This window comes from Runella zeae DSM 19591 (genome assembly GCF_000423565.1).
GTDB lineage: Bacteria > Bacteroidota > Bacteroidia > Cytophagales > Spirosomataceae > Runella > Runella zeae.
This window is the reverse complement of the sequence record NZ_KE384044.1, coordinates 164,134-189,824: the sequence shown is the minus strand read 5'-3', so window position 1 is coordinate 189,824 and position 25,691 is coordinate 164,134. Positions and strand designations below refer to the sequence as shown.

The window sequence follows — 25,691 nt, the reverse complement described above, 5'->3', positions numbered from 1 at the left end:
TTTTTTTTTTCGACGATCATTACACGCACCGGTTTGGCTCTGTAGCAGGGCTTGACCAACCTTCTGCTTGATCATTTCAACCCTTACTTCTAAATCGTACAATGTGTGGCCCAAGGGCATTGATTCAAGTTTATCGTACTCGCAATCTATTAGTTTATGTAACTCTTCTCGTGTCATAGTTAAAAGAATGTAAATCACAAAGTTAAACGACAATTTGCAATGCACCCGTTTTTCATGAGTTTGGTTGTTAAATTCTATTTTGAGATAAGCAAATGTTTTTTTATTAATCCATATTTTTCCGCTTTTCTTGTCAGAAGGTTTTTTGGAGCTAAAACGGATTACGTATACACTATCTTCTTTGTTGTTGTAAGTAGTGATAGCATCTAAATGATAAATGTATGTTTTGTTGAATGAATTAGGATTTAAAAAGTTGGATCTATTTCGCACAAAATCACCCCACTGTGGAATGAAAGGCCCTCGATAGTATTTTACATTGTCGATACTATCACTATGAGGAAAATTGATGATGCGAGATTTTAGTATTTCAATTTGAGCATCTTCATTGGGATGATTGTACCCCTTTTGTTGTACTTTAAGTAGGGCTTCGCCAAAATATAAGAAATGGTCGTCAGTAGTGGATTTTTGTACTTCTCTATAAAACCCTGTGAGTTCCATAGGAGATTGAGCATAATTGGAAGATATGTTTTGATACGATTTCTTGAGAATGGTTTTTAATAAACTATCGGGCATGACGACTACTTCTTGTAAGCTAGCCTCATCAGGTGTGAGAAAGATAACAACTTTGTTTTTGTTAAAGGTTAGTTTTTGGAATAACGTTTTATACCCAATACAGCTTATTCTTATTTCTATTTCTCCTTTGTTTGAAATAGGAATATTAAATTCACCATTGCTGTTTGTGATAGTTCCTTTGGTGGTTTTTAGTTGATAAATACTAGCAAAGGCTACGGGTAGTTTTGTGTTTGCGTCTAATACAGTGCCTTTTGTGTTTTGGGCCTGACTAAAGTAGGGGAGTAAGAATAGAAGGATTGTGGTGGGGATAAGAAAGCAGTAATTTACTGGAAGTTTGTACATTTTAGAAAAATTTGAAGTTTAATAGCATTATTATTTAAATACAGTGTTAGCTAAGTGTTTTTTTAATTTTACCCGCCGATTGGCGCAAATTGAAATCGCAGAGAAACGCAGATTATTGGCTATAGGCCCCTCTTTTTCAGCGAAAATCTGCGTTTGTATTATTCAGCGGACTTCTGCGGGTAAAAAATAACAATGTATTAAATAGGACCCTTCAAATCATAATTTTTATATTAACCTATGACTTTTAGTATGGACGTAGGATAGGAATATAAGTAACGGAAAGGCCTGATAAAGAGTAGAATTTTGGTTTGGAGGAGTTTAGAAGACAAGTAATGGCTACATTTTTTGCTGTCTCTAAGTATCTACGAGTGCTTTTTGCCATCTATACCCAAACCGATTCTTAAACCCTTTTCTAAACCATGTTCAAATCTTTTGTTTTTTTGTTTGCTGTGCTTCTTTTGGGGGAGTTCAGGAGTGAAGCGCAGGTCACTCAACGTAATATTCTGGGGAATAAATATTCGATAGAGGCCGTCAAACAGGCACTAATTTCCCAAAATCAATTCAAACCTTACCCCAAAACGCCCACTGAATGGAAAGCGGCGGTGCCGGATTCGGTCATGGCGCGTACGATTCGTACCGGCGAAGAACTGCTCAATTATAAGTTTGAGCCTATTTCGGCTTCTATCTCTTTAGATTTTGTACGCTCAGGCGACCGCGAACGCCACAGTAAAATCTCTTTTGCTAAGCGTAATGCCTTGATAGACTTGGTGTTGGCCGAAAGTATGGAAGACAAAGGGCGCTTCACGGAGGCTATCCTCAATGGTGTATGGTCGATGTGTGAAGAGAGTTTCTGGGGTGTTCCGGCGCATATCAGCGGTACAGGTTTGCCCAATGTCGAAGACCACATCGTTGATTTGTTTGCAGCCGAAACAGGCTCGGTTTTGGCTCTAACGGATTATTTTGTGGGCGACAAACTCGATAAAATCAATAAGCTTATTCGGAAGCGTATCTACCACGAAACCAATCAACGGATTTTTATCCCTATGCTCAAAAACCCCGACCGCTATGGGTGGATGAGCAAAAAAAATGCCGTCAACAACTGGAATCCGTGGATTATGTCTAATTGGATGACGGCCACGCTGCTGCTCGAAAAAGACGAGGCGCGTCGGGCGCAGTCGTTGTATGGGGCCATGTTGGGGTTGGATTTGTACCTCAATGGCTTGGGCGAAGATGGCGGCTGCGACGAAGGGCCGAGTTATTGGTTTGCGGCGGGGGCCTGTGTGTTTGATTGTTTGGAGCTACTTGATGGTGCCACTCAGGGCAAGGTGAATATTTATGGTGAGCCTTTGATTCAAAAAATGGCCTCCTATGTGTATAAAACGCACATTGCAAACGATTACTTTGTCAATTTTGCGGATGCTGACCCTAAGCTCAAACCCGACGGAATTATGCTGTATCGTTTTGGCAAAAAAATCAATGATGCACAATTGACGCAGTTTGGTAAATGGGCGGTTGAAAAATATCCTACGGCCATCTCAAACAATGGTTTTCATCGGATGCGTAAAGTTCAAAACTTGCTGACAGTGAAGGAAATAGGAAGTGACAAAAACACTTTTGAGCCTGTCAAAGATGCTTGGTTTGGTGATATTCAGGTATTGACAGCACGGGCAGGCAATGGTATTTTTATGGCAACGCACGGTGGGCACAATGCCGAAAGTCATAATCACAACGATGTGGGGGATTTTTTGCTGTACGCCAATGGCGAGCCTATCATCATCGATGCAGGTAGGGGCAATTATACAGCTCGCACGTTTTCGTCAAAGCGCTATGAACTTTGGTTTACGCAGTCCCAATATCACAATTTGCCTATTATCAATGGTTTAGGGCAATTGGCGGGACGTAGCTACGAAGCAAAAAATATAAAACCAACGGTGTCGGACAAAGAGGCGACTTTGAGTATGGATATAGCCCCCTCGTATGCCAAAGAAGCAGGTATTCAAACGTGGAATCGTACGGTGAAGCTCAATCGTATTAAGAATTCGGTAGAAATCAACGATGATTATGTATTGGCCCAAAAGCCCACGTCGTTGCAGCAGGTATTTATGACGGTCAATGAAGTAGATACCGCCACTCCCGGAAAAGTGTCGTTGAAAACGCCTAAAGGTCAAAGTTTTACGCTACAATATGACCCCAAACTATGGGCTGTTTCGACTGATTTCCCTTCTACGGATGGTATGGAATATGTAAGTTTCAAAACCAAATGGGATAACCTGCCGGTGCAGCGTATCATATTGACTCACAAAACTTTACCCCAAAAAGGGAAAGCAGGATTTGTGATTGTAGGGAATTAATCAAAACAACAACCCCGGCAACGTTCAAAACAACCCCGGCAACGTTCAAAACGTTGCCGGGGTTAAATGTAGGTTTTTCTTGACAACTTGTCAAGAAAAACCTACATTTGAATAAAAAAAGATAAAATGAAGATAATGACTGTAGGAGAGCTGAAAACGCGATTTTCAGAAATACTTCAAGAAGTGCAAGCAGGAGAAGAAGTGGCCGTTGCTTTTGGAAAAAAAAAGGAAATCGTAGCTTATCTAGTTCCAAAATCAGCCCGTAAGTCTACAAAACGTACTTTAGGAATTTTGGCTAATAAAGGGAAAGTTACGTTTTCGGGTGATTTTGGAATAACGGAAGAAGATTTTTTAAATGTATGAGTTATTTGCTTGATACCCATACGCTTATTTGGGCTATAACAGAGCCTCAGAAGTTGTCTTCTATCGCAAAAAAAGTACTTATAAATACTGACAACGAGGTTTCGGTAAGTGCAGTCAGTTTTTGGGAAATTTCCTTAAAATACTCAATTGGTAAGTTAATGTTAGAAGGCTATGGACCCGAAGATTTTCCGCAAGCAGCCCTAGCAACGGGCTTTAAGATTATTCCTTTGACGGCAGAGACCACAAGTAGTTATCATCAACTCAAGGCAGCTTATCACCGTGACCCCTTTGATAAAATGCTTATTTGGCAAGCTATTCAACTTAACCTTACGCTTATCAGTTGCGATGAAAATGTGCATAAGTACGAGAGCGAAGGATTAAAAGTTATTTGGTAAAACCAACCCCGGCAACGTTTAAACCAACCCCGGCAACGTTCAAAACGTTGCCGGGGTTAATTGTCAAATCACCTCTTTCAATGCTTCTTCATTAGCCTGAATCAACTGCTCAATGTGGCTATCTTCGAGCGCGTAAGAGAAGAAGAGACTTTCGAATTGGGAAGGCGCTAAATAGATTCCTCTTTTGAGCATCGCTTGGAAATAACGTCCAAATAGTGGCAAGTCAGAAGATTTAGCCGTTTCAAAATTGGTGACTTTTTCGGGAGTCATAAAAAGCGTAAACATCGACCCTATCTGATTGATAGTGAAGTTTAAGCCTAATTTTTGTAAAGAATCTTGGAAGCCTGCGGTGATTTTCAGACCTACTTCATCAAGACGCGTATATACTTCGGGGTGATTGTCCAAATATTCCAACATCGCCAAGCCTGCCGACATTGCAATAGGGTTTCCTGAGAGGGTACCAGCTTGGTAAACCGGTCCCGCAGGCGATACGCAATCCATGATGTCGCGCTTGCCGCCATACGCCCCGACGGGCATTCCGCCACCGATGATTTTGCCCATCGTAGTCATGTCTGGCATAATCCCAAAACGCTCCTGTGCGCCCCCTTTGGCGAGGCGGAAACCAGTCATCACTTCGTCAAAAATGAGGACAATTCCTTCTTTGGTACATAGCTCACGAATTGCTGCTAGATAGCCTTTTTCGGGCAATACGCAGCCCATATTGCCTACCACAGGCTCCAGAATCAAAGCGGCGATTTGGCCTTGATTCGCCGCTACGAGTTGTTGTAGTGCCGTCAAATCATTGAAAGGTGCCGTAAGGGTGTCGTTGGCAACGCCTTTAGTGACGCCGGGGCTATCAGGAACGCCCATCGTAACGGCTCCGCTTCCCGCAGCAATCAAAAAACTATCGCCATGCCCGTGGTAGCATCCTTCAAATTTGATGATTTTGTCGCGACCGGTATAGCCTCTTGCTACCCTAATCGCCGACATCGTGGCTTCCGTTCCCGAATTGACCATCCGAACCTTCTCGACCGAAGGCACCATATTTACGATGCGCTCGGCCATTTCTACTTCTTTGCGGGTAGGGGCACCAAAAGAAAAAGAGTTTTGGATAGCATCTGATACGGCTTTTTCGATGAGCTCGTGGGCGTGTCCCAAAATCATAGGTCCCCAAGAATTAATAAACTCTAGATATTGGTTACCGTCTTCGTCATAGATATAGGGGCCTTTGGCTGATTTAATAAAAATGGGTGAGCCGCCCACTGCTCTAAATGCCCTTACGGGTGAGTTGACTCCTCCTGGAATGTACTGTTTAGCTTTTTGAAAAAGTTCTTGACTTTGAGTGTGTTGCATGATTACTTGAATAGATTTTAACATGGCAAGTTGGTGGGAGATTGCCATCAAAACATGCCGAGTTTGGTATTTGTTTTTGAACAAACTTGGCATGTTTGCAAGAGGTTGTTTCAGAAACATGCCAAGTTTACTTTATTATTTAGCTGGTACCCAGTGCATATCATCTAGGGTAAGAATGGGTACTACTTGATTGTCGCTGGAGTTTCGGTAGTTGAAGCCCGAAAGCAAGTAGTCGTCTTCATAAGTGCGAGTTTCTAAACCGGTGCGGAGTTGGTTACGATATTTGTGGAGCATTCGCCCAAAAAACAATAATGCATCATAACCCTGCATAGCATAAATCGACGGAATCGTATTTCTTTTGTTGAAATACAAGGTTTGAAATTCTCGTACTTGTGGTTTAGTAATATCCACAAACTCAGTATCTAGCCAATACACGGTATGTCCTTCTATGAGAGCGGGTTGGAAAGTTTGGATGTTAAAAGCGGTAGCTGTTGTGAGTACTGGAGGCTTAAGTCGTTTTTTTGTGAGCATGGCCAATACTTTAGTACCATCTCCTTCGGAGCTACTAAATACAGCTACGTGGCTAGGTTTGTTTGTTTCTGAAATAGTAGCCGAAGAATCAATTTTTTCGCGGGTTTTTCTAAAATCAACAGTCTGGTATCCAGCCGCATCTACTTTGGATTTGTAAGCTGCCGCCAATACCGAATCACGGCGAGCAGAGCCATAATAAATAGCGACTTTTCGTCCCATAGAAGCAGGCAGCGATCTCATGAATTCAAAGCTCTTATCAGCTTGACGCTCAAAAGAAGGGTGTAACAATAAAGTATTGGGGTGATTGGTAAGAATATCGGTAGTAAGAGTAGTGGGGTGTATAAAAAAGATATTGTTGTTGTCGGCATAGTCGGCGGCTAGTTTAGCAGGCTCGCTATAAACAGGGCCAAACAAGAGGTCGGTTTGTGCAAAGTTGGTATTGTTTACCACATCAAGCATTTCCTCCGGTTCACTACCTACATCATACGAAAAAAGACTGACCAAAATACCTTCTTGTTGTAGTTTGGCTTTGGCCATTTTCATTCCCTCGTACATATCATAGGCAAACTGATTGCTACGGAAACGTTGGCTCGGGCTAAATTCGCGAAGCTTGAATGGTAAAGCAATTCCTATGTTATAATACCCCTTTTGAAGATTGTTTTGCCCTTTTTTGATGGGGTTTACTGAAGTAGTAGTTTTGGCAGGAACAATTCCAAAACGATTAGTCAACTGGTCAGACAGTTCTAAGTCTGCCTTGTCGTTGGAAGTTTGTTGGATAAGGTCGATGATTTTTTGGGCTACTATTCGGTCAGAAGGATACTGACGATATAGGTTTTTGAGGTATGCTAAGTCTTGAACTTGATTGACATATACCTTTTTTAGGTTTTCCGCATCTTTTTTTACAACCGCCGATGTGATGTCTTGCAAATAGTCCAGGGCTTGGCCGAATTGTTTATCCCGAAACGCTAAGTCGGCTTGTAAGTACAAGACATCGTCCATTTTTTTCCAATCAGGAAATCGTTCTCTGAGCTGATGTAGCATCTGACGGCTTTCGCCGAAACGGTTGGTTTTGAGCGAAGCTAATGCCCAATAGTAATGTGCAAAAGGTGCAAGCCCATTTTGGTATTTGGCCGCCGTGAGAGGAGTAAGACTTCGCAAAGCTGCGGTATAGTCGCCTGATTTGTATAAACTTACGGCACTCTTATACTCTCGCTCATAGTTAGCATCCGTACCTTGTGCTTGAAGAAGAAGTGGAGATAGAAAAAAAAACAAAATGAATTTTCTCATTATGAGTCTGTCCGGGTTTTAAAAGTTTGACATACTGAATGCTTACTTTCTTCGTAGTGGACATTCAGTAGTATGGTTCTTTGGGGAAACGAATAGAAATGTAAAAATAGCTAAGAAGTACCAAAACAAAAAAGCCATTACGCTATATGCGTATGGCTTTTCTCACACTTAACCTATGATGAAAAGCCCCGATGATGAGTCGGAGCTCTAAACGTAGCGTGAATATACGTTATTTTCTTCTATTGAAGCAAATTTTTTGTTCAAAATAATACAAAATCCCCTATTTCAGGTTAAGTTCAGCCCCGATTGACTGTACTTTTTGCTTAAGTGATTCATAGACGGCATCGAAGTTTTCATTGCTGTCTAGTTCGCCGACTACACCTACATAAAACTTGATTTTGGGCTCGGTTCCAGATGGGCGGCAGGTAAATTTGGTACCATCAGCCGTGAAAAACTGAAGCACATTAGAGGATTCAATTCCCATACTGCCAGAAGGGATGTCGACAGTTTGACCGTTTTCGGTACGTTTCAAAAATTTGTAGTCGTCAATACGCACCACGGGGGAGCCAGCAATGGACTGAGGAGGATTGGCACGAAAATCCGCCATCATTTGTTGGATTTCTTCGGCGCCAGATTTTCCTTTTTTGGTAAGCGAAATCAGCCCCTCGTAGTAGAAACCAAATTGCTTATATACTTCCATGAGCATGTCGAATAAGCTCAATCCTTTGTCTTTGGCATAAGCCGTAAGTTCGGCGATCATGCCACAGCTTGCGATAGCGTCTTTGTCGCGAACAGCATCTCCGATAAGATAACCGTAGCTTTCTTCACCACCACCAATAAATTGCTGTTGTCCTTCTAATTCGCGAATCACTTGGGCTATGTATTTGAAGCCGGTAAGGGTGTTATAACAATGAACTCCATAACCAGCCGCCATTTTGTCGATGAGGTCAGTGGTCACGATAGTTTTACAAACAAACTCTTTTCCTGTCAACTTTCCTGCTTCTTTCCAAGCTTGCAATAGATAGTAGATAAGGAGAGTAGCGGTTTGATTTCCGTTGAGAAGTTGGATTTCGCCGTGGTGATTTTTGACCGCAATACCTACGCGGTCGGCATCGGGGTCGGTGCCAAGTACCAAATCTGCGTCGATTTCTTTGGCTTTGTTTACCGCCAAAGCCATCGCTTCCGATTCTTCAGGATTAGGATATACTACAGTTGGGAAAAGCCCATTTCCTTTGGCTTCGGCTTGTTCCTCAATAACCGTTACGTTTTCAAAGCCCATTTTTGCCAAGAGCTTTGGTACAAGCGTCACACCCGTACCGTGGATGGGCGTGTACACGATTTTGAGGTCTTTTTGGCGGGCAATTGCCTCCTTCGAGATAGAGAGGGATATGATCTGATCGATGTATTTGCTGTCAATTTCTTCGCCTATCGCGTGGATTTTGGAGGCATCACCCTCAAATTTAATGTCATCAATTGATTGGATAGCGTTTACTTCGTCAATCACATTTTTGTCGTGAGGTGCTACTACTTGGCTACCGTCGGTCCAGTAGGCTTTGTAGCCATTATACTCTTTAGGGTTGTGCGAGGCCGTAACGACCACCCCACTCTGACAGCCCAGTGCCCGAATAGCAAAGCTTAGCTCAGGAGTAGGACGAAGCCCGTCAAATAAATACACCTCTATACCGTTGGCAGAGAAGATATTAGCAATAACTTGGGCAAATTCGTCTGATTTGATACGACTGTCGTGAGCGATTGCCACACTTATAGGTTGTCCGGGGAATGTTTTGTTGAGATAGTTGGCCAATCCTTGGGTAGCTGCTCCTACAGTGTATTGGTTCATGCGGTTGGAGCCAATCCCAATCAATCCTCGAAGTCCACCTGTTCCAAACTCCAAATCTTTATAGAACGAATCAGTTAGTTCTGTAAAATTCTGTTGGTCAAGGAGTTGTTGGATAGTGTTTTTGGTGTCAGCGTCATAGTTGCCGCTGAGCCACTGGTCTATTTTGGTTTGTACTGCAGCTTCGAGCATAGAGGTTACAATTTTTGGATTTATACATTAAAAGACAAACATCCCCAAATTTACTAACTCACCCGAATGATGCAAGTTTATCTTTTAAAGAAATATTAGTGTTGGTTTGAGAAGAGAGACTATTTTTTTTAAACTTTGGAAATACTCTATTAAAGCGTCTTGATCAAAAAATAATAGACTGACAGATGAATTATTAATGTGTTTTTCTACTTTCAAGGGAACAAATTGAGAAGGTCTTAAAGTTTTATAAAAAAAAGCCCCTGAGGAACCCTGTTTTGATAAATGTATTGAATGTGTACAAGAGTCCTCATTAGCAAATGAATGACTAATCATTGAGATGGGGCTTGCTATGGTATGATTTTTTATAGTTTTTAGAGTTACTTACCACAATATTATTATCAGAAAAATGCAGCTACAGCCTATTGAAAAACGTTCTGGTCTCACTCCTGAGGAATTTAGAGACCAATATCTTTTACCCGGAAAACCTGTCGTATTCCGGGACTTGGCCGCCGACTGGCCCGCTACCCACAAATGGACTTTTGAGTATCTGAAAAATAACTACGGACATCTGAAGGTTCCTCTGTTTGGAAATGATTTTCATGATGCAGGCAAAGGTTATATGGCACCTAAATTGCACATGCCCTTTGGGGAGTATTTAGACTTAATTCAGGCGGGGCCTACCGAACTTCGGATGTTTTTGTATAATATTTTTCAACATGCGCCTGAACTAGTGAAGGATGTGAAAATGCCGACTATCATGGATGGTTTTGTGAAAGAATATCCATTCATGTTTTTTGGGGGGCAAGATGCAGTCGTGAATTTACATTATGACATAGATTGCTCATCGGTGTTTTTGACTCAGTTTCAGACTCGAAAAAGAGTTGTGCTTTTTGCCCCCGACCAAGGGCCCTATCTGTACCAGCATCCTTTTACGGTACAAAGCCACATGAATGTCCTAAAGCCTGATTATGAGCGTTATCCAGCTTTCAGAAAAGCCACTGGCTGGGATACTACTCTTGAGCACGGCGAAACCGTCTTTATCCCTTCTACTTTTTGGCATTTTATACACTATGTAGATGGTGGATTTTCGATTGCACTCCGTGCCAACGACAACGCCTTTACGCGTGTAAGAGGCTTGTGGAATATCACGCGGCATTTTATTGTTGATAAAGGACTTAATAAAGTTTTGGGGCCACGCTGGAAACACTGGAAAGAAGAGAAAGCCGAAGAACGGGCTTTGAAATTGGTATAAGGTTATAAACAAAATGGGCATGTAATGACTACATGCCCATTTCGTTTAGTAAGTATTTGCCTCTTTTTATTGAAGGCCTATCTGAATCTCTGTGACATTGTGAGAAGCTACTTCAAAATCCATATGCTGATAGATTTCTCTACATTCGGAGGTCATCGTCAACTGATGCGCCGCCACATAATCCATCGCTTTTTGATACGCTTCGGGCATCCGTTCCCAGTCACCTTCGTGTATCAACGATAAGCACTTGAAAGAAGGAATGTGTTTCCATTCAAATCCTTCTGCTATTATATCGCGTTCTTGAATAGGTAGCCAAATTTCGAGCTCAAAAACCGTAGCAGGGTTGCCGTCTATTCCGGTATATTTCCAATGAATGGCTCCCGTCGGCATCACTGACAAACGAGCCGCTTCTTGGTACATCGCTTTGGCTACATGGCCTACGTGGTCAGCGAGTTGGGGGAGGGTTGTCATCGTGGTAAAAACGAGCGCATTGAACGGAAAAGTTTCTTTGATAGTCATGGCTGTATGGTGAGTGGTTTGGTAGTTTTAGGCTACCAAACCACTTTTATGGGGTATAGAAGATTTGATTAGTTGTGAGCAGGATATTCGTAGTTAATCATCCATTTAATGCCAAATTTGTCAGTAAAAAGCCCGTAATAAGCGCCCCAAAACACATCTTCAAGTGGCATTTCAATCGATCCTCCTTCAGAAAGTCCGTTGAAAAGCTGCGTAGTTTCTTCTTTAGAAGTGGGATGAAGTGAGATGTAAAAATTGTTGCCTTGGGCAAGATTCTGACCAAGCGATTCCAAAGCATCGCTTGCCATCAGGATGGTACCGTTGCCGATAGGCAAGCCAATGTGAATGATTTTTTCGTGGACTTCAGCAGGCATATCAGCGGCCATAGGGGTATCTTTAAAACGCTGTAAGCTGCTAAATTCTCCACCAAATACTGATTTGTAAAAGTTAAAAGCTTCTTCGGTGTTGCCAGTAAAGTTTAAATAAGGATTGACTGTTAACATGGTTGTTGTTGGTTTAAAAATGAATTAATAAATGAGGAAGGTTTGTGGATACAAAGGTAAATCCTCATAGTGACAACCCTATGTCAGTAGGAATTGAGATAATGTTCTTGGATTTCGAGGGCCAATGTTTTCATCAAATTTTTGAGTTTTTGGGGATGTTCAACTTGGACATATTTACCATAGCTAAGTAGCCATCTGGCCAATCCCTCAAAAGCCTGCGTCATAAATTTCATTTGGACATATTTACCGTTTAGCTCTTCGGAGATGAACCCAAAAGAATAACGCTGCTCTTGCATAAAAATCGCCGCCCCCACATGTACCGATACACTGACTTCTTGGAGGTCTTCTTGCACGCGGAGTTGGTCGAGGTAGGATTGGAGGGTCAGCAAATTTTGTTTTGGAAAAAAACGTTCGGTATTGGTAAGTGTCTGGATGCGGTCAACTCTGAAATCCCGATAATCTTCCCTTAGCCGACAAAAAGCAATCAAATGCCAATGCGAGCCATAGTAAACTAGCCCAATGGGCTCGATTTCGCGCTGAGAAGTTTGGTTTCTGAGATTGGTAACATAGTCAATCAAAAGCACCTGCTGACGCACAATGGCTTGTTGGATTTGGTTCAACAAATTTACCGCAAACGGGGGGGACTGCTGACGTGCCAATACGGCCACGCGGGATTCCAAATCTTCTAGGTGTTCTTTTTCGTGGCGTTTGAGTACCGATTTTATTTTGTACAAAGCCGAGTCATAGCTTTCACTGAGCGATTCGTCCCCCATTTTTTTGATGAGTTTAGCCCCAAAAAGCAAAGCGCTTGCTTCTTCGTTTGAAAACATGACTGGCGGAAGGTGATAGTCTTCCAAAAAATACCCGACTCCTGCTTCGGCCCCAATCGGCACTCCCGCTTCTTCCAAAGCGCGGATGTCGCGATATACTGTGCGCAAGCTTATTCCAAAACGGTCGGCTATCTCTTGGGCTTTGACTACACGTTTGGATTGAAGCTGAATCAGAATAGCCGTAAGGCGATCGATACGATTCATAAAAAAGGTGATTTTTACAACAAGAATTTTGTAAACTCTGGGATAGGTGATAGTATTGGATACAATTTCAAAATTGGTAAAAAAGTATGAAACCGCCATTGATTTTAGCTTTACTGTGCGTATTTGTAGGAGCCTGTCATCGTCCGGCCAAAGATGTAAAAGAAGCCCAAACTCGACTTACGGATGCGCCTAAGTGGTATATTCAAGAGATTTTGATGGACGATGCTCCCGTTTTTAAGGAAGGTAAACACATCCCGCATATTAGTGGAGTGGAGTTTGATACCTACATGGATTGGGTAAGGTTTGACCCAAGCGGGGCATTTGAAGGGCATTTTAAAGGGGCGTCCGAAACCAAAATGTTTCAGTGGGAAGTATATCCCAAACAAAACGTAATTGCGCTCCGCGATACCGTAGCCAAAACAGGTGGTTGGAATATCTACCCAAGAAATGTGTATGAAGACCATTTTGAAATGGAAACGCGCAGTACTATATACGACCCTCCACGCATGACCAAACTGACACTAAAGTTTAAGAAAAATGAGTAAAAAGAGGGGTTTGGGGAGTTATCATATATATAAAATTTCTTCATCAATTTAACTAATGACGTATATGAGAAAAATCTCCACACTTTTGGGAATCTACTTTGGCTTTACGCTAGGAAGTCAGGCCCAGCAAATTGTTCAGCGTGACCCACTTATTGTGACTATGATTAGTGAAGTGTCGCCTGATAGTTTACGAAGCCATGTTGATAAGCTCGTGAGTTTTGGTACGCGACATACGCTAAGCTCAGTTTCTGATCCAAAAAAAGGAATCGGAGCAGCAAGACGCTGGGTTTTGAGCCGGTTCAACGAATTTGCCAAACAATCAGGAGGACGCATGACTGCTACGATTGATTCGTGGATGCTCCAACCCGACGGCAGAAGGGTGGACAAAGAACACGAAATAGGAAACGTAATGGCGACCCTGAAAGGCACGGATCCCAACGACGACCGTATTTTTATGGTAAGTGGGCATATTGATAGTAGGGTGAGCAATGTCAGCAATCGAGAATCCGATGCGCCCGGTGCCAACGACGACGGCAGTGGCACGGCGGCGGTCATCGAACTAGCGCGTGTGATGAGCAAATATTCTTTTCCAGCTACCATCATTTTTGTAGCCGTAAGTGGCGAAGAACAAGGATTGCTGGGCGCTAATCATCTAGCTGAACGAGCAGCCAACGAAAAATGGAATTTGGAAGCACTGCTCAACAACGACATCATGGGCTCCAATCATAGCCCCGATACCCGACTCATTGACAATACCAAACTGAGGGTTTTTAGTGAAGGACTTTCAGGCTTTGAGACCGACAAACGAGCCAATGGCGTTCGCCAATATGGTGCAGAAAATGACGGAAAAGCCCGTACTTTGGCACGCTATGTCAAAGAAATAGGGGAGAGGTACGTTGATAATCTGGAAATCAAACTCATTTACCGCAACGACCGTTATCTGCGCGGAGGAGACCATACTCCTTTTGTTAACCGTGATTTTGCGGCAGTGCGTATTACCGAAATGAATGAAAATTTTAATAACCAACACCAAGACTTACGCACCGAAAATGGAACGGAGTACGGAGATTATGCCAAAAACATGGATTTTGAGTATTTGAGAAAAAATACTTGTGTCAACTTGGCAAACCTTGCCAATCTTGCGAAGGCTCCTTCCATGCCTCAAAATGTAACCCTTGAAGCACGAAATCTGACCAATACCACCACTCTTTTTTGGCAAGCCCCCAAAGCGGGAAAAGTAAAGGGGTATTATGTACTGATGCGCGAAACCCACTGGCCTTTTTGGCAAAAAAAGTTTTTTACGGATAAAAACGGCCTAACTTTGCCTTATTCAAAAGACAATTACTTTTTTGCAGTACAGGCAGTTGGAGAAGAAGGACACGAAAGCCTTCCTGTGTTGCCTCGGCCCAGTATGAGATAGTGATATTTATCAATTTATCTATTTTTAAATTCCCTTATCATGTTCAAAACAACTCTATTCATTTGTGCTTTGGGTTTATTGGGTATCGCAGCTCAGGCTCAAGGTTTCCGCAATGTTGATAAAAGCCCAATGGATGCGGCTTATTTTCCCGACAATTTTGCCCATGACCGTAAAGGTACCGAACAGGCTTTGGTACGGGTGCTTTATAGTCGCCCCGCCAAAAATGGCCGTGAAGTATTTGGCAAATTGGTGCCTTATGGTAAGGTATGGCGTACAGGTGCCAACGAAAATACCGAAATCAAGTTTTATAAGGATGTGACTATCCAAGGAAAAAAAGTGAAAGCGGGCACTTATTCATTGTTTTCTATTCCGGGCGAAACCGAATGGACTATTATCCTCAATAAGGATTTGGATTATTGGGGGGCTTATCAATACAAGCAAGAAAATGACGTGTTGAGAGTGAATGTCCCTTCCAAAAAATCGGAGGCTCCTATCGAAAATTTCGCCATTCAATTTCCCAAAGGTACCGAAGCCGTGATGCGACTTGGGTGGGATGATACGGTAGTAGAGGTGCCGATGACTTTTTGATACTAGAATAAACCCCGGCAACGTTCAAAGCAACTCCAAACAACCCCGGCAACGTTCAAAACGTTGCCGGGGTTATCGGGGTTATGCCTACTTTTTTAGCAATTCTCTAATTTCTTTTTCTATCTCAAGGGCTTTTTTCTTGGCTTCTTCCAGCGGTAGACCAACCGCCATTTCGGGGCGTTTGTGACCTGTAGAGGTGAGCCAAGCGTCTTTCATAAGTTGTTGACGCTGAGAGATTAATTTATGCACTTCTTTGCTTTTGGGATGAAAAACAATCGCATCTTCCAAAGTTTCGGCTGGTTGGACGTCTTTTTGGCCTAAATACGCCAATACCGGCTTTGCCATCAGCCAATGCCCAAGGGCGTCGGGATGAACACCGTCTTTGGCAAAACTAAATTCAGGATTGGTTTTGCGCCGCTGAGTCAGGTAGTTTTGCATTTCTGAATGAATGTCCACTACTTCCCATTTTTGGATTTTACGTTGTTGAAGAAGCCAATCAGCATAATGGTCGAGTACCGCAGCATAGCCTTTGTCTTTGCCTCTTGATTCATCATAAACAGGCGGAGTAAGGTGCACAATCGGCACTCCAAGCTGCGTGATTTCGTCGTGAAGCCAGGTGATACCATCTTTGAATTTTTGAAAACGACCTTCTTCCAAAGGAAGATAAATCCCGTCGTTCATACCGTAGCAAGCAAATACAAAGTCGGGCTGAGTTTGAGCCAATACTCGTGCCAATCGTTCGTGTAGATCGGGCCTTGGAAAGCGTCCACCAGCGTGATTTTCTTCCGAAAGGCCAGAGACGGTCTCGCTTGGGAGGCCTACATTGATAAATTCAAAGCTTTTTTTGGGGTATTTGAGAGTCAGGTATGTTTCGATGTCGGTGATATAATGACCTCCGTAAGTAATGCTATTGCCTAGGAAGAGGATACGATGCACATTTTTGGGAAAGGGCTTGGGGCCATTGCTCCATACTGATAGTGGAACCAAGCACACCAAACACAACAATCGTATCGGGTGCATAAAAGAGCTTTTGGGAGTCATTTCGTCGTTACTTTAAGATAAAAAGTAAACAAACGATGATTTCTCCCTATTTCATTCTAGGCTCTCTTACCTACGAGTAGTATCTATGGCAATAGAATCAGCCTCAGGTGAGACCTCAAAAGCCCTGATAATTTGTTTTTTTTTATTCCAAGGGGCGGTAGTTCGGCTAGCCATATCAATAGCTACAAAAACCACAATCGCCACAAAAATAAGGCTACCAAAGAGAAATATTTTTCGGTTACGATTCATACAAAAGAAGACAACAGATGCGGCCTTAAATAAGTAAAAGATTGGATTTTAGAGATTGGGTCTAAGCTGCTTAGGAGTATCGTAGCTCACAAAAGTACCTGTACGAGCTGAGACTTCTGCCCATTCGAGATTGTCAAAATCAATTCTAACAACGCTTCCTTTGGACATAGAATCAATATTAGAATTGGAAAGATATTCCGCAAAATAGGTGACGTCGGGATTGTGACCAAAAATCAACAGATGCTGACAACTCTGAGGGGCAGTATTGACAGCCGCTAAATAAGCTTTAGGGCCTTCATCGTATAGTTGGCGTGTTGTTTGTATTTTCTCCACTTCATACCCGAGTTGTTCGGCCATGATTTGAGCTGTTTGATAGGCCCTAGCAGCGGAACTACTTACCAACAAATCAGGTTTGAGACCATTGTCGGCTAGGAATTTGCCCATGCGAGCGGCGTCGATTTGGCCGGCGGTCGTTAATTCTCTACTAAAATCGCCGAAAAAAGAAGAACCATCTTCTGCTTTGGCGTGGCGAACTACGTATAGGTGTCTTTTCATCGAAGTCATTTTTACAAAAATAGCCTATCTTTGCAGGCTCGTCAAGTATTGTCTGCATGAAAATTTTAAACTACGTAGTTGCTGCTTTATTGCTTATAGTTGCATTCTTTTTTTACCGATTCGTTTTTCAAAATGCTGTAAATATTCCTTTTTTCGATGATTACGCTTATTTGGAATACATTATTAAGTTCAAAGATGCTCCTAATCTTTGGCACTTCTTGCGCGAATTGGAGTACAAACACAATGGTCATGGAGTCATTACGGCCAAGTTAGTGTTTTGGATAGACTACTTGCTCACCGGCGAAGTCAACTATCGTACCCTCATTGTGGCGGGGAGTGGCTTGGCCATATTGCTGTTTGGTTATTTCTGGAAAGTGCTATCTGTCAATAAGATACCTTTTTATTGCGTACTACCCGTGGGGTTGTTGTTGTTTACGCCTGCTTATCACGAAAATATTTTTTGGGCGGCGGCGCTTTGGCAGTATACCGCTTCTTTTGTACTAGGGATTGCTACGTATTATTTATTGGCGATGCCTCAGCGTTGGGCTTTGGTAGGCGCCATCATAGCGGGTTTTTTGACAACTTATACCAATGGTAACGGCTTGTTTGGAATGTACGTAGGCGTGGTGATTCCCTTGTTACAGGCTCGTTATCCCAAGGCCATTATATGGATAGTGTCTTGCGCTATTACGACGGTGGTGTTTTATTGGTACTATCCGTTTGGATTTGGCTCATTGGGACAAGAAAAAAGTTTTAAAAATTCGTTTTTGACCCTTCTTTCTTTTTTTGGGGCTTCGGCCTCTTACTTGCGTGGGCGTCTTACGGAGGTGGCTATTTTGGGAGCAAGTGTTTCATTGGCATTGATTAGTTTGGCTTTGCGCCTTGCTATTTCTTATCTCCGAACGGTGTTTTTGAAAAATGAATCACCAGCACCTATATTAAGTCTATTTCTCAAAAATTCAGCCAATTTATCGCTTGTGGCTTTATTGGCGTGGCTGCTTTTGACAGGCTTAGGCGTAGCAACCGCCAGGGCAGGGCAAGCGCTCGAAACTCCCGCGCGCTATATGATATACTCAGTGATGGCAGTAGTGTCGTTGTATGTCACTTTTTTGCTGATTTTTCCTAGGCGTTTTCAGAGTACTTTGGCGGTAGTGATGACGGCCTTTGGAATGGTATTTGCCTTGGGAACTTATTTGTTTGCGGCGCCTGATGTCATTAATTTTAGGAATACACTGGTCGCGGATGCTTACAACTTAACGCATCATCGTAGGGTAAGTGGCAAGCTAGAAACCATGACTAATCTGGTCGTGAAACAGTATTTTGATGAAGCCATACAAAGAGGTATTTATCATTTGCCCACTCCCATTGTTTCATCCAAAAACCTCATGGCTTATGACTCTAGTCAGTTAGTGAAGATACCGTTTAGCTTTGACCTCGATACATTGCCCGCCTATGGAGGGGTAATGATCAACAAAATACAAAACGAAACCGTGGTGTTGGATGAAAGCTCACCCGAAAATGCGGTATTTTTAGTGTTACGAGATGATTCGACGGCTTATTTGGCTTCTGTGCGTCAGCATCCAAACCATGGGCGAAAATCATTTATTCAGACTGGAAATCACTTTGGGAAAGGATTTGCGGCGCAGATATACCAAGACAATATCCCCGAAGGAGACTATCAGTTGGGATTGATGTATCATGAAGGTTCCAAAACGCGCGTAGTTTATACGACTCAACGATTTAAAATTCAGGATTTTCGGAAATAAGCTACTAACTTTGCGGACTTTTTCAGATTCGAAAAATCCTAGTTTTGCAATTCTACTTTTACAATGAGTAATCTTCAACAAGAAATCGCCAAACGGCGTACATTCGCCATTATCAGCCACCCTGATGCTGGAAAAACCACACTGACCGAAAAATTGCTGCTCTTTGGAGGGGCTATTCAAACCGCAGGAGCCGTAAAATCCAACAAAATCAAAAAAACAGCTACTTCGGATTTTATGGAGATTGAAAAGCAACGTGGTATCTCTGTGGCTACCTCCGTCATGACATTCGAATACAATAATTTGCTTATCAATATATTAGATACTCCTGGTCACAAAGATTTTGCCGAAGATACCTATCGTACCCTTACAGCGGTCGATTCGGTCATTTTGGTGATTGATTGTGTAAAGGGTGTTGAAGAGCAAACCGAGCGCCTCATGGAGGTCTGCCGTATGCGTGATACCCCCGTGATTATCTTTATCAATAAAATGGATAGAGAAGGCCAAAATCCGTTTGATTTATTGGATGAATTAGAACAAAAACTCAACATCAAAGTTCGTCCCTTGACATGGCCTGTCAATGGTGGAGCTACCTTCAAAGGCGTGTATCACTTGTTGGAAAAACAAATGTATTTTTTCAAAGTGAACAAAACCAAAGTAGAAGATGAGGTGGCGCTTTTGGAGTTGGATTCGGATGAGCTAGATCAAAAAGTAGGAGAGCGCGATGCCAATCAGCTTCGTGAGGATGTGGAGCTGATTGAAGGAGTGTATGATGAGTTTGACCGAGACGCCTATTTGACCGGGAAAGTAGCACCCGTGTTTTTTGGAAGTGCCGTCAACAACTTTGGAGTAAGAGAGTTGTTAGAGGCTTTCTGCCAAATTTCTCCCTTGCCCGTGGGGCGTGTTACCAATGTGCGCGTTGTGGAGCCACTTGAGAAGAAATTTACGGGATTTGTATTTAAAATTCATGCTAACATTGACCCACGTCACCGCGACCGTATTGCGTTTTTGAGGGTCTGCTCAGGGGTGTTTGAAAGGGGCAAGTTTTATCATCATACACGTCTTGATAAGGGCGTACGCTTTTCCAATCCTTATAGCTTTCTGGCCTCTGCTAAGGAAGTCATAGATGAAGGCTTCCCCGGAGATGTGATTGGGTTGTATGATACCGGTACTTTCAAGATTGGGGATACCCTTACAGAAGGAGAAAATTTACAGTACGCAGGTATTCCAAGCTTTTCACCCGAAATCTTCAAAGAGCTTATCAATCTTGATCCTATGAAATCGAAGCAATTGGAGAAAGGGGTGCAGCAATTGACCGACGAAGGAGTAGCGCAGTTGTTTACGGTACAACCCGGCAATCGGAAGGTAGTAGGGACGGTAGGAGAGCTGCAATTTGAGGTGATTCAGTACCGCCTCGAACACGAATATGGTGCCAAATGTAAGTGGGTTTCGATGAGTACTTCGAGGGCTTGCTGGATCACTAGCGAAGACCCCAAAAAGCTCCAAGAATTTATCCGTTTGAAGGGTACTCAGATCGGATACGACAAAGATGATAATCCAGTATTTTTGGCGGACTCAGAGTGGATGCTTCGCATGAACCGCGACAACAACCCCGACATACAGTTTCATACGACTTCCGAATTTAAAGTGACTGAAAATTAAAACAGTAGAGAATTTTGGGTTGTAATGTCTCATTTTGAGACATTTAGCTGATTTCAAGAAAATGAAAAAAGCTGCCCGAAATTCTCGAACAGCTTTCCGACTATATCCACACCATTATTAGTTGTGCAAATATAGATAGAAAACAATTTATTCCAAAAAAAATCCTGTCTTTTTTTGGCTATGAAACGGCTCCAAAACTAGCCTTAAAATAAGGCTTGGAGCAGCTCAAAAATCTCTACATCGACAAGGTTGGGAAATACAATATCCGCTTCTTTCAATACCTCCGCTTGGCCGATTCCCACGGTCTTCATACCTGCTCTTTTGCCGGCTTCTATACCTGCTACCGCATCTTCAAAAACCGCACAGTCGTGAGGAGCTATCTGGAGTTCTTGGGCACCTTTCAAAAAGACTTCAGGGTCGGGTTTTCCTTTGGAAATTTTGGTACCGTCGATGATGACATCAAAATCCTCCACAATGCCAATTTTTTCTAAAATCGGCTTGGCATTTTTACTAACCGACCCTAGTCCAATCTTGATGCCACCTTGGCGGGTTTTTTCCAAAAAAACCTTCACACCTGGCAAAATATCATCGGGTGTCATTTTATTGATTAACTCTACATACCACTCGTTTTTGAGGGTCGCGTAGGCGGCTTTGGTCGCCTCGTCGAGGGTGCTATTGCCGTGGGCTAAAATCCGCTCTAACGATTCGGTACGGCTTATTCCTTTGAGGTTTTCGTTGAATTCTTCCGAAATGTCGAAGCCCAGTTTTTCATTGGCAAGGCGTCGCCAAGCTTGGTAGTGAAAATGGGCGGTATCTACGATTACGCCGTCTAAGTCAAATAAGAATGCTTTCATTGTTATAAAATCATAGGTGAAAATAATGCCTAACACATGTGATGTCTTGGGAAATTAAGATACAACCGCCGACTCGCACACATAAGTAGGGATGATGCCTGTGCTTCGAATCCTGATTTCGGCGTCTTCGGCGGGAATGTTTCCCGTCAGTACCAATACGGTATCAAGGCCAAATTTATTTCCTCCGGCGATATCAGTGCGAAGGGTATCGCCTACCATTACGATATCTTTCTTGCCCAATTCAGGGTTTTGGGTGATGACTCGGTCGTAGGCAAACATAAACATCTGAGCGTCGGGTTTCCCAAAACGAATAAACTGTTTTCCGACGATGCTTTCGAGCATATCGGCTACGGCACCGATGGCAATAGCTACGTGGGTTTTGGAAATGGGATAAGTATTGTCGGTATTGGCTACAATGACCGGGATATTACGGCGGCGGAGGAGGTTGATTGCTTTGTTGAGGTCTTCGTTCCAGTCAAAGCCTTCGTCGTCGAGTAGTACGAGTGCGCTTATTTCGGAGGCTTTGTCGAGATTTAGATTCGTAATCGAAAGGGTCTTTAAGTCGGCTGTTTCGATGTAGTGAGCCGAATCTTCGGTGCCAAGGTAAGCCACTACTCCGTGCTTTACTTTGAGCTGCAAATACTCCCGCGCAAGCATTCCAGAAGAGATGATATTGTCGGGGGTGATGTCTTGCAAGCCTAGTTTCCAATACGACTCTGCAAGCTGCTGTGGGCTGCGGGAGGCATCGTTGGTAAGGATATAAAATTGTTTTTGCTGTGCCTGCAAATATGCAAACGTATCCACAATATTGGGGATAAGCCCATTAGAGTTTTTGAGGACTCCAAAGGCATCAAAGAAAAACACTTGATAACGGTCGGCAATATCTGTAAAGTTTTCTAAAGCTAACATGCAGGCACAATGGTCTTTTGATGGATATGATTATAGATTTAAGTTTTTCAAAATGGGGTCTACCGAAAAGGTCTCAATCGAGGGGAAATAAATTTCGTAAGCTTCTCTTTGGAGTTTGGTAGCGTAGGTACGGTGGAAAAAATACCGTCCATATTTGATGACATAGTTGAGAATAAAGAAGCGATATGCTTCGGGCAAAAATCGTACTTCACGCTCAGTAAGGGGATATACTTTGTGGTATTCTTCCAAAAACCACCCAAAACGCTCTTCGGCCAAAGGACTGATGAGGTAAGAAAACACAGTTCGATCGCCGGCATCTGAACATACGCGACTGAAAAAATAGAAATCCATGACACGGTAGCTGATCCGAAACCAGTCATAATCCCAGCGCGAAAAAAGCTCTAATTTTTCGGTAACTGAAAAATTGCCGATGTTCCAATCTAAAAAAACGGGCATGGTTTCTACCGAGCTTGCCACCATCTTTTTACGATTTTCTAAGAAGAGGTTACATTGTTGGCGTAGGGCGTCGATGTTCATGCGGTGTTCATAGCGACCCGTATCGGTATCGAGCATATCTAGTAAATCTTGGATGTCCGAACGCAACGTTTTAGAAGACTTTGGCATGACTGAGCTTACACTAGCACAAGCTTTGTGGAAGCGGGCTATTTCGTTGCCAAGCTTTCGAATGTGATGTTCTTCTAGTCGTCGTGGAAGCTTTTCGGCCACGCGGATAGGGTTGTAAAACACCACCCAAACATCAATGTTTTCTTCTTGGTGGCGATAGACATACACTTGGTTGTTTTTGACCAGAGATTTTGCTAGTACGTTTTCAAAAGGATAGAGGAGATTGTTGGCTAAGGTATGAATGAGCCGATGGTCTTCTTTGAAATGCTCATATTTGCCAAAATAAGAAAGCTTGGCAATAACTCGGTCGCCTCCTTCGAGATTAACTCTAAAAACGTGATTGGTCGATACTCGGGCACTTATGTCTTCAATGTGGTCGATGGGGCGGCTTGCATCGAAGTCGGCCCACGCAAATCTGATGATGGAAGGATAATCTACAAAACGCATATTAAAAATTTTTGCAAAGATAGCGTAATGCGTCATTTTGTAGCCAAAAAATAAACCTCAGAGAATTCTCTGAGGTTGGCAAGGTTTGGTTTGGAGTAGCAGATAAAAAATAGTTGACGTTTAGCTTTTTAGAATATCATTCGTTAATGTTTTTAAATCTAATCCGCCAAAAGTGCCCGAACTCATCATGAGTAAATTGGCATGTTGCCACGACTGAGACCGCAAAAACTGCTGAAGTGCTTCGACGTCGGTAAACACCTCCAAACGCTCCAACTTGAAAGCGTCCTTTACATCAGAGGGTTCGATAGGGGCAAGCCGCTTATGAGTGAGCGTATGTGGGTTGTAATAGACAATAGCGGTATCTGCGGCATCGAGTTTGTGAGCATACTGTCCGATGAAATCTTTGTTGAGGCTACTAAAAGTGTGAAGCTCTACGCAAGCGATAAGTTCTCTTTCAGGAAATTGCGATTTGGCGGCTTTGGTGGTGGCTTCTACTTTGGATGGAGCGTGGGCAAAATCTTTAAAAACAGCAGCATGTTCGTTTTTACCTAATGTTTCCATACGATTGCTCGCTCCTTTGAAGGTCTGAATAGCCCGATAAAACTGCTCAGTCGTGAGCCCAAGTTCTTCGCAGACAGCTAGTGCACCGCTGATATTTTTCATGTTGTGCTCCCCAAATACCAACAAAGGTACGTCACCATAGTTTGTAGTAGTCAGGAAGGTCTGCCCGTTAACGATTTTGTGGGCGTGTACTTCATAGGGAACAGGCCTTATATCTACCCTTTCATTTTTGCCAATGACATCGAGCATGTCGTCGGTTTCGTCAAAAATCAGCACACCTGATTTGGGCAGAGAGTCAGCGAGCTGTTCAAATTGCTTTACGTAGCTTTCCCAAGTAGGAAATACATTGTAGTGATCCCACGCAATGCCACTGATAAGGGCGATGTGAGGATGATAATGTAAAAACTTGGGGGCTAGGTCGGTAGGCGAAGCGGGGTATTCATCGCCTTCTACCACAATAAGCGGGGCTTCATCTGATAGCTTTACCATGGTCTCAAAGCCATCAAGCTGTGCACCTACAAGATAGTCAAACTGACGTTGATTGACCCGCAATGCATGCAGCACCATCGACGTGATAGTGGTTTTGCCATGACTCCCCGCAATCACAACACGCTGTTTATGGAGGCTTTGTTGGTAAATATATTCTGGATAAGAATAAATCGCTAAACCTAATTCTTGGGCGCGAGCAAGCTCAGGATTGTCTTTACGAGCGTGCATTCCCAAAATCACCGCATCGAGATTGGAATGGATTTTGTCAGGAAACCATCCTATTTCGGCGGGTAATAAACCTAATTTTTGGAGCCTTGTGCGAGCTGGATCGTAGATTTCGTCATCGGAACCGGTTATTTGGTAACCTTTGCGATGCAAGGCAATCGCCAAGTTGTGCATCACACTTCCACCAATGGCAATAAAATGAACTTGCATTTGTGTTGGTATCTGAGTTTGAAAAAACTTCCAATGATTCTACCTCCGAACTTGGAAAGTTTGATGAATAGAGTTGTTATTTGCAAAAGCAAATTAACAGCCAATCATTTAAACTATCAAACTTTTCAAATAATACCCCCACAAACGTGTCACTTTTATTAAGTATTGATACCTCTACTCGTGGCTGCTCTGTCGCATTACACCAAGACAATGCGCTATTGGTAAGCTATGATTTATTGGCCGAGAAGTCGTCTTCGGGGATGTTGACGACCTTGATACACAATGCCGTCACCCACGCTGGATTTACACTTTCGGACCTTGACGCCATTGCCGTCGCCAAAGGCCCAGGCTCATATACTGGACTAAGAATTGCGGTTTCTACGGCCAAAGGGCTTTGTTTTGCCTTAGATAAGCCACTGGTCAGTGTCAATACCCTTGCCGCAATGACCGCCCAAATTGTTGATTTTTTTGATGAAACGACGCTTTTCTGCCCCATGCTCGATGCTCGGCGTATGGAGGTTTATTGTGCCATATACGACAGCAAGCTGCAAGAATTAGAACCTACCCAAGCCAAAATTATTGATTTAGATTCTTTTGAAGATTTACTTCAAAAATCACGGGTTGTATTTTTTGGGGATGGCGCCACCAAGTGTCGGCAGGTTTTAGAACATCATTCTAATGCACATTTTCGAGTTCCGGTAATATATCCCTCGGCCAAAACGGTAGGGCAATTGGCTATGGATTTGTGGAAGCAACAACGTTTTGAAAATGTAGCCGAATTTGAGCCGTACTATCTAAAGGAATTTATGACTACTACTCCTAAAAAATAAATGGTCATACTTT

Annotated in this window: 24 protein-coding genes; 10 read left to right on the top strand and 14 right to left on the bottom strand. The window is 42.9% G+C overall.

All coding sequences use genetic code 11. The annotated features are described in order from the left end of the window. On the bottom strand, positions 1-1,092 hold a 1,092-nt coding region (locus G563_RS0130660), incomplete at its 3' end, for a carboxypeptidase-like regulatory domain-containing protein (RefSeq protein WP_028668701.1). A 419-nt stretch (positions 1,093-1,511) separates the two neighbouring features. Here G563_RS0130660 and G563_RS0130655 point away from each other — a divergent pair. From G563_RS0130655 to G563_RS0130645, 3 genes are all read left to right on the top strand, one after another. Continuing rightward, a complete protein-coding gene (locus tag G563_RS0130655; protein ID WP_028668700.1) occupies positions 1,512-3,443 on the top strand; it encodes a heparinase II/III domain-containing protein in 1,932 nt (643 codons plus the stop codon). A gap of 126 nt (positions 3,444-3,569) precedes the next feature. Continuing rightward, on the top strand, positions 3,570-3,806 hold the full coding sequence (locus G563_RS0130650) for a type II toxin-antitoxin system Phd/YefM family antitoxin (RefSeq protein WP_028668699.1): 237 nt from the start codon (positions 3,570-3,572) through the stop codon (positions 3,804-3,806). Further along, entirely contained in the window at positions 3,803-4,201 is a 399-nt protein-coding gene (locus G563_RS0130645; RefSeq protein WP_028668698.1) for a type II toxin-antitoxin system VapC family toxin, read from the top strand. The genes G563_RS0130650 and G563_RS0130645 overlap by 4 nt, the downstream gene beginning before the upstream one ends. Positions 4,202-4,264: 63 nt before the next feature. Here G563_RS0130645 and hemL read toward each other — a convergent pair whose 3' ends face one another. From hemL to G563_RS0130630, 3 genes are all read right to left on the bottom strand, one after another. Then, positions 4,265-5,554, bottom strand: a complete 1,290-nt coding sequence (gene hemL / locus G563_RS0130640; protein WP_028668697.1) for a glutamate-1-semialdehyde 2,1-aminomutase — start codon at positions 5,552-5,554, stop codon at positions 4,265-4,267. A gap of 135 nt (positions 5,555-5,689) precedes the next feature. Continuing rightward, the gene (locus G563_RS36325) at positions 5,690-7,372 is read right to left on the bottom strand and encodes an ABC transporter substrate-binding protein (RefSeq protein ID WP_051211311.1); all 1,683 of its coding nucleotides are present in this window, start codon (positions 7,370-7,372) and stop codon (positions 5,690-5,692) included. Between the two features lie 280 nt (positions 7,373-7,652). Next, on the bottom strand, positions 7,653-9,401 hold the full coding sequence (locus G563_RS0130630; RefSeq protein WP_037328604.1) for a phospho-sugar mutase: 1,749 nt from the start codon (positions 9,399-9,401) through the stop codon (positions 7,653-7,655). Positions 9,402-9,807: 406 nt separating this feature from the next. On the opposite strand from G563_RS0130630, the gene G563_RS0130625 reads away from it, so the two are divergent. After that, complete coding sequence (locus G563_RS0130625) at positions 9,808-10,653, top strand: cupin-like domain-containing protein (protein ID WP_028668695.1); 846 nt, start codon at positions 9,808-9,810, stop codon at positions 10,651-10,653. Between the two features lie 66 nt (positions 10,654-10,719). On the opposite strand, the gene G563_RS36320 is transcribed toward G563_RS0130625, so the two are convergent. The 3 genes from G563_RS36320 to G563_RS0130610 form a co-directional block, all read right to left on the bottom strand. Beyond that, positions 10,720-11,172: a GyrI-like domain-containing protein gene (locus tag G563_RS36320; RefSeq protein WP_051211310.1), complete on the bottom strand. Its 453-nt coding sequence runs from the start codon at positions 11,170-11,172 to the stop codon at positions 10,720-10,722. A gap of 68 nt (positions 11,173-11,240) precedes the next feature. Then, on the bottom strand, positions 11,241-11,672 hold the full coding sequence (locus G563_RS0130615) for a VOC family protein (RefSeq protein WP_028668694.1): 432 nt from the start codon (positions 11,670-11,672) through the stop codon (positions 11,241-11,243). 83 nt (positions 11,673-11,755) lie between these two features. Then, positions 11,756-12,706 carry a helix-turn-helix transcriptional regulator gene (locus G563_RS0130610; RefSeq protein WP_037328646.1) on the bottom strand — a complete coding sequence of 317 codons (951 nt, stop codon included), beginning with the start codon at positions 12,704-12,706 and terminating at the stop codon, positions 11,756-11,758. A gap of 86 nt (positions 12,707-12,792) precedes the next feature. On the opposite strand from G563_RS0130610, the gene G563_RS0130605 reads away from it, so the two are divergent. From G563_RS0130605 to G563_RS0130595, 3 genes are all read left to right on the top strand, one after another. Next, positions 12,793-13,251 carry a hypothetical protein gene (locus G563_RS0130605; RefSeq protein WP_051211309.1) on the top strand — a complete coding sequence of 153 codons (459 nt, stop codon included), beginning with the start codon at positions 12,793-12,795 and terminating at the stop codon, positions 13,249-13,251. A 64-nt stretch (positions 13,252-13,315) separates the two neighbouring features. Continuing rightward, a complete protein-coding gene (locus tag G563_RS0130600) occupies positions 13,316-14,671 on the top strand; it encodes a M20/M25/M40 family metallo-hydrolase (protein WP_028668691.1) in 1,356 nt (451 codons plus the stop codon). A 39-nt stretch (positions 14,672-14,710) separates the two neighbouring features. Continuing rightward, positions 14,711-15,259, top strand: coding sequence for a DUF2911 domain-containing protein (locus tag G563_RS0130595; RefSeq protein ID WP_028668690.1), 549 nt, complete (start codon positions 14,711-14,713; stop codon positions 15,257-15,259). Between the two features lie 87 nt (positions 15,260-15,346). Here the strand turns inward: G563_RS0130595 and G563_RS0130590 are convergent, their stop codons facing one another. From G563_RS0130590 to G563_RS0130580, 3 genes are all read right to left on the bottom strand, one after another. Then, the gene (locus G563_RS0130590; RefSeq protein ID WP_028668689.1) at positions 15,347-16,279 is read right to left on the bottom strand and encodes an SGNH/GDSL hydrolase family protein; all 933 of its coding nucleotides are present in this window, start codon (positions 16,277-16,279) and stop codon (positions 15,347-15,349) included. An 87-nt stretch (positions 16,280-16,366) separates the two neighbouring features. Further along, positions 16,367-16,549 carry a hypothetical protein gene (locus tag G563_RS0130585; RefSeq protein ID WP_028668688.1) on the bottom strand — a complete coding sequence of 61 codons (183 nt, stop codon included), beginning with the start codon at positions 16,547-16,549 and terminating at the stop codon, positions 16,367-16,369. Between the two features lie 48 nt (positions 16,550-16,597). Beyond that, positions 16,598-17,104, bottom strand: coding sequence for a SixA phosphatase family protein (locus G563_RS0130580; RefSeq protein WP_028668687.1), 507 nt, complete (start codon positions 17,102-17,104; stop codon positions 16,598-16,600). 56 nt (positions 17,105-17,160) lie between these two features. Between G563_RS0130580 and G563_RS0130575 the strand changes: the two genes are divergently transcribed. Further along, on the top strand, positions 17,161-18,870 hold the full coding sequence (locus G563_RS0130575; protein WP_028668686.1) for a hypothetical protein: 1,710 nt from the start codon (positions 17,161-17,163) through the stop codon (positions 18,868-18,870). Between the two features lie 63 nt (positions 18,871-18,933). Next, entirely contained in the window at positions 18,934-20,529 is a 1,596-nt protein-coding gene (locus G563_RS0130570) for a peptide chain release factor 3 (protein ID WP_028668685.1), read from the top strand. 203 nt (positions 20,530-20,732) lie between these two features. Here the strand turns inward: G563_RS0130570 and pgmB are convergent, their stop codons facing one another. The 4 genes from pgmB to G563_RS0130550 form a co-directional block, all read right to left on the bottom strand. Next, positions 20,733-21,383 (bottom strand): beta-phosphoglucomutase, encoded by a 651-nt coding sequence (gene pgmB, locus G563_RS0130565; RefSeq protein ID WP_037328602.1) that lies wholly within the window; start codon positions 21,381-21,383, stop codon positions 20,733-20,735. Between the two features lie 54 nt (positions 21,384-21,437). Continuing rightward, positions 21,438-22,292 (bottom strand): TIGR01459 family HAD-type hydrolase, encoded by an 855-nt coding sequence (locus G563_RS0130560; protein ID WP_028668683.1) that lies wholly within the window; start codon positions 22,290-22,292, stop codon positions 21,438-21,440. Positions 22,293-22,322: 30 nt separating this feature from the next. Then, on the bottom strand, positions 22,323-23,363 hold the full coding sequence (locus G563_RS0130555) for an aminoglycoside phosphotransferase/kinase family protein (RefSeq protein ID WP_028668682.1): 1,041 nt from the start codon (positions 23,361-23,363) through the stop codon (positions 22,323-22,325). 120 nt (positions 23,364-23,483) lie between these two features. Continuing rightward, positions 23,484-24,848, bottom strand: a complete 1,365-nt coding sequence (locus G563_RS0130550; protein WP_028668681.1) for a UDP-N-acetylmuramate--L-alanine ligase — start codon at positions 24,846-24,848, stop codon at positions 23,484-23,486. Positions 24,849-24,994: 146 nt separating this feature from the next. On the opposite strand from G563_RS0130550, the gene tsaB reads away from it, so the two are divergent. Continuing rightward, a complete protein-coding gene (gene tsaB / locus G563_RS0130545) occupies positions 24,995-25,678 on the top strand; it encodes a tRNA (adenosine(37)-N6)-threonylcarbamoyltransferase complex dimerization subunit type 1 TsaB (protein WP_028668680.1) in 684 nt (227 codons plus the stop codon). The last annotated feature ends 13 nt before the right edge of the window (positions 25,679-25,691 follow it).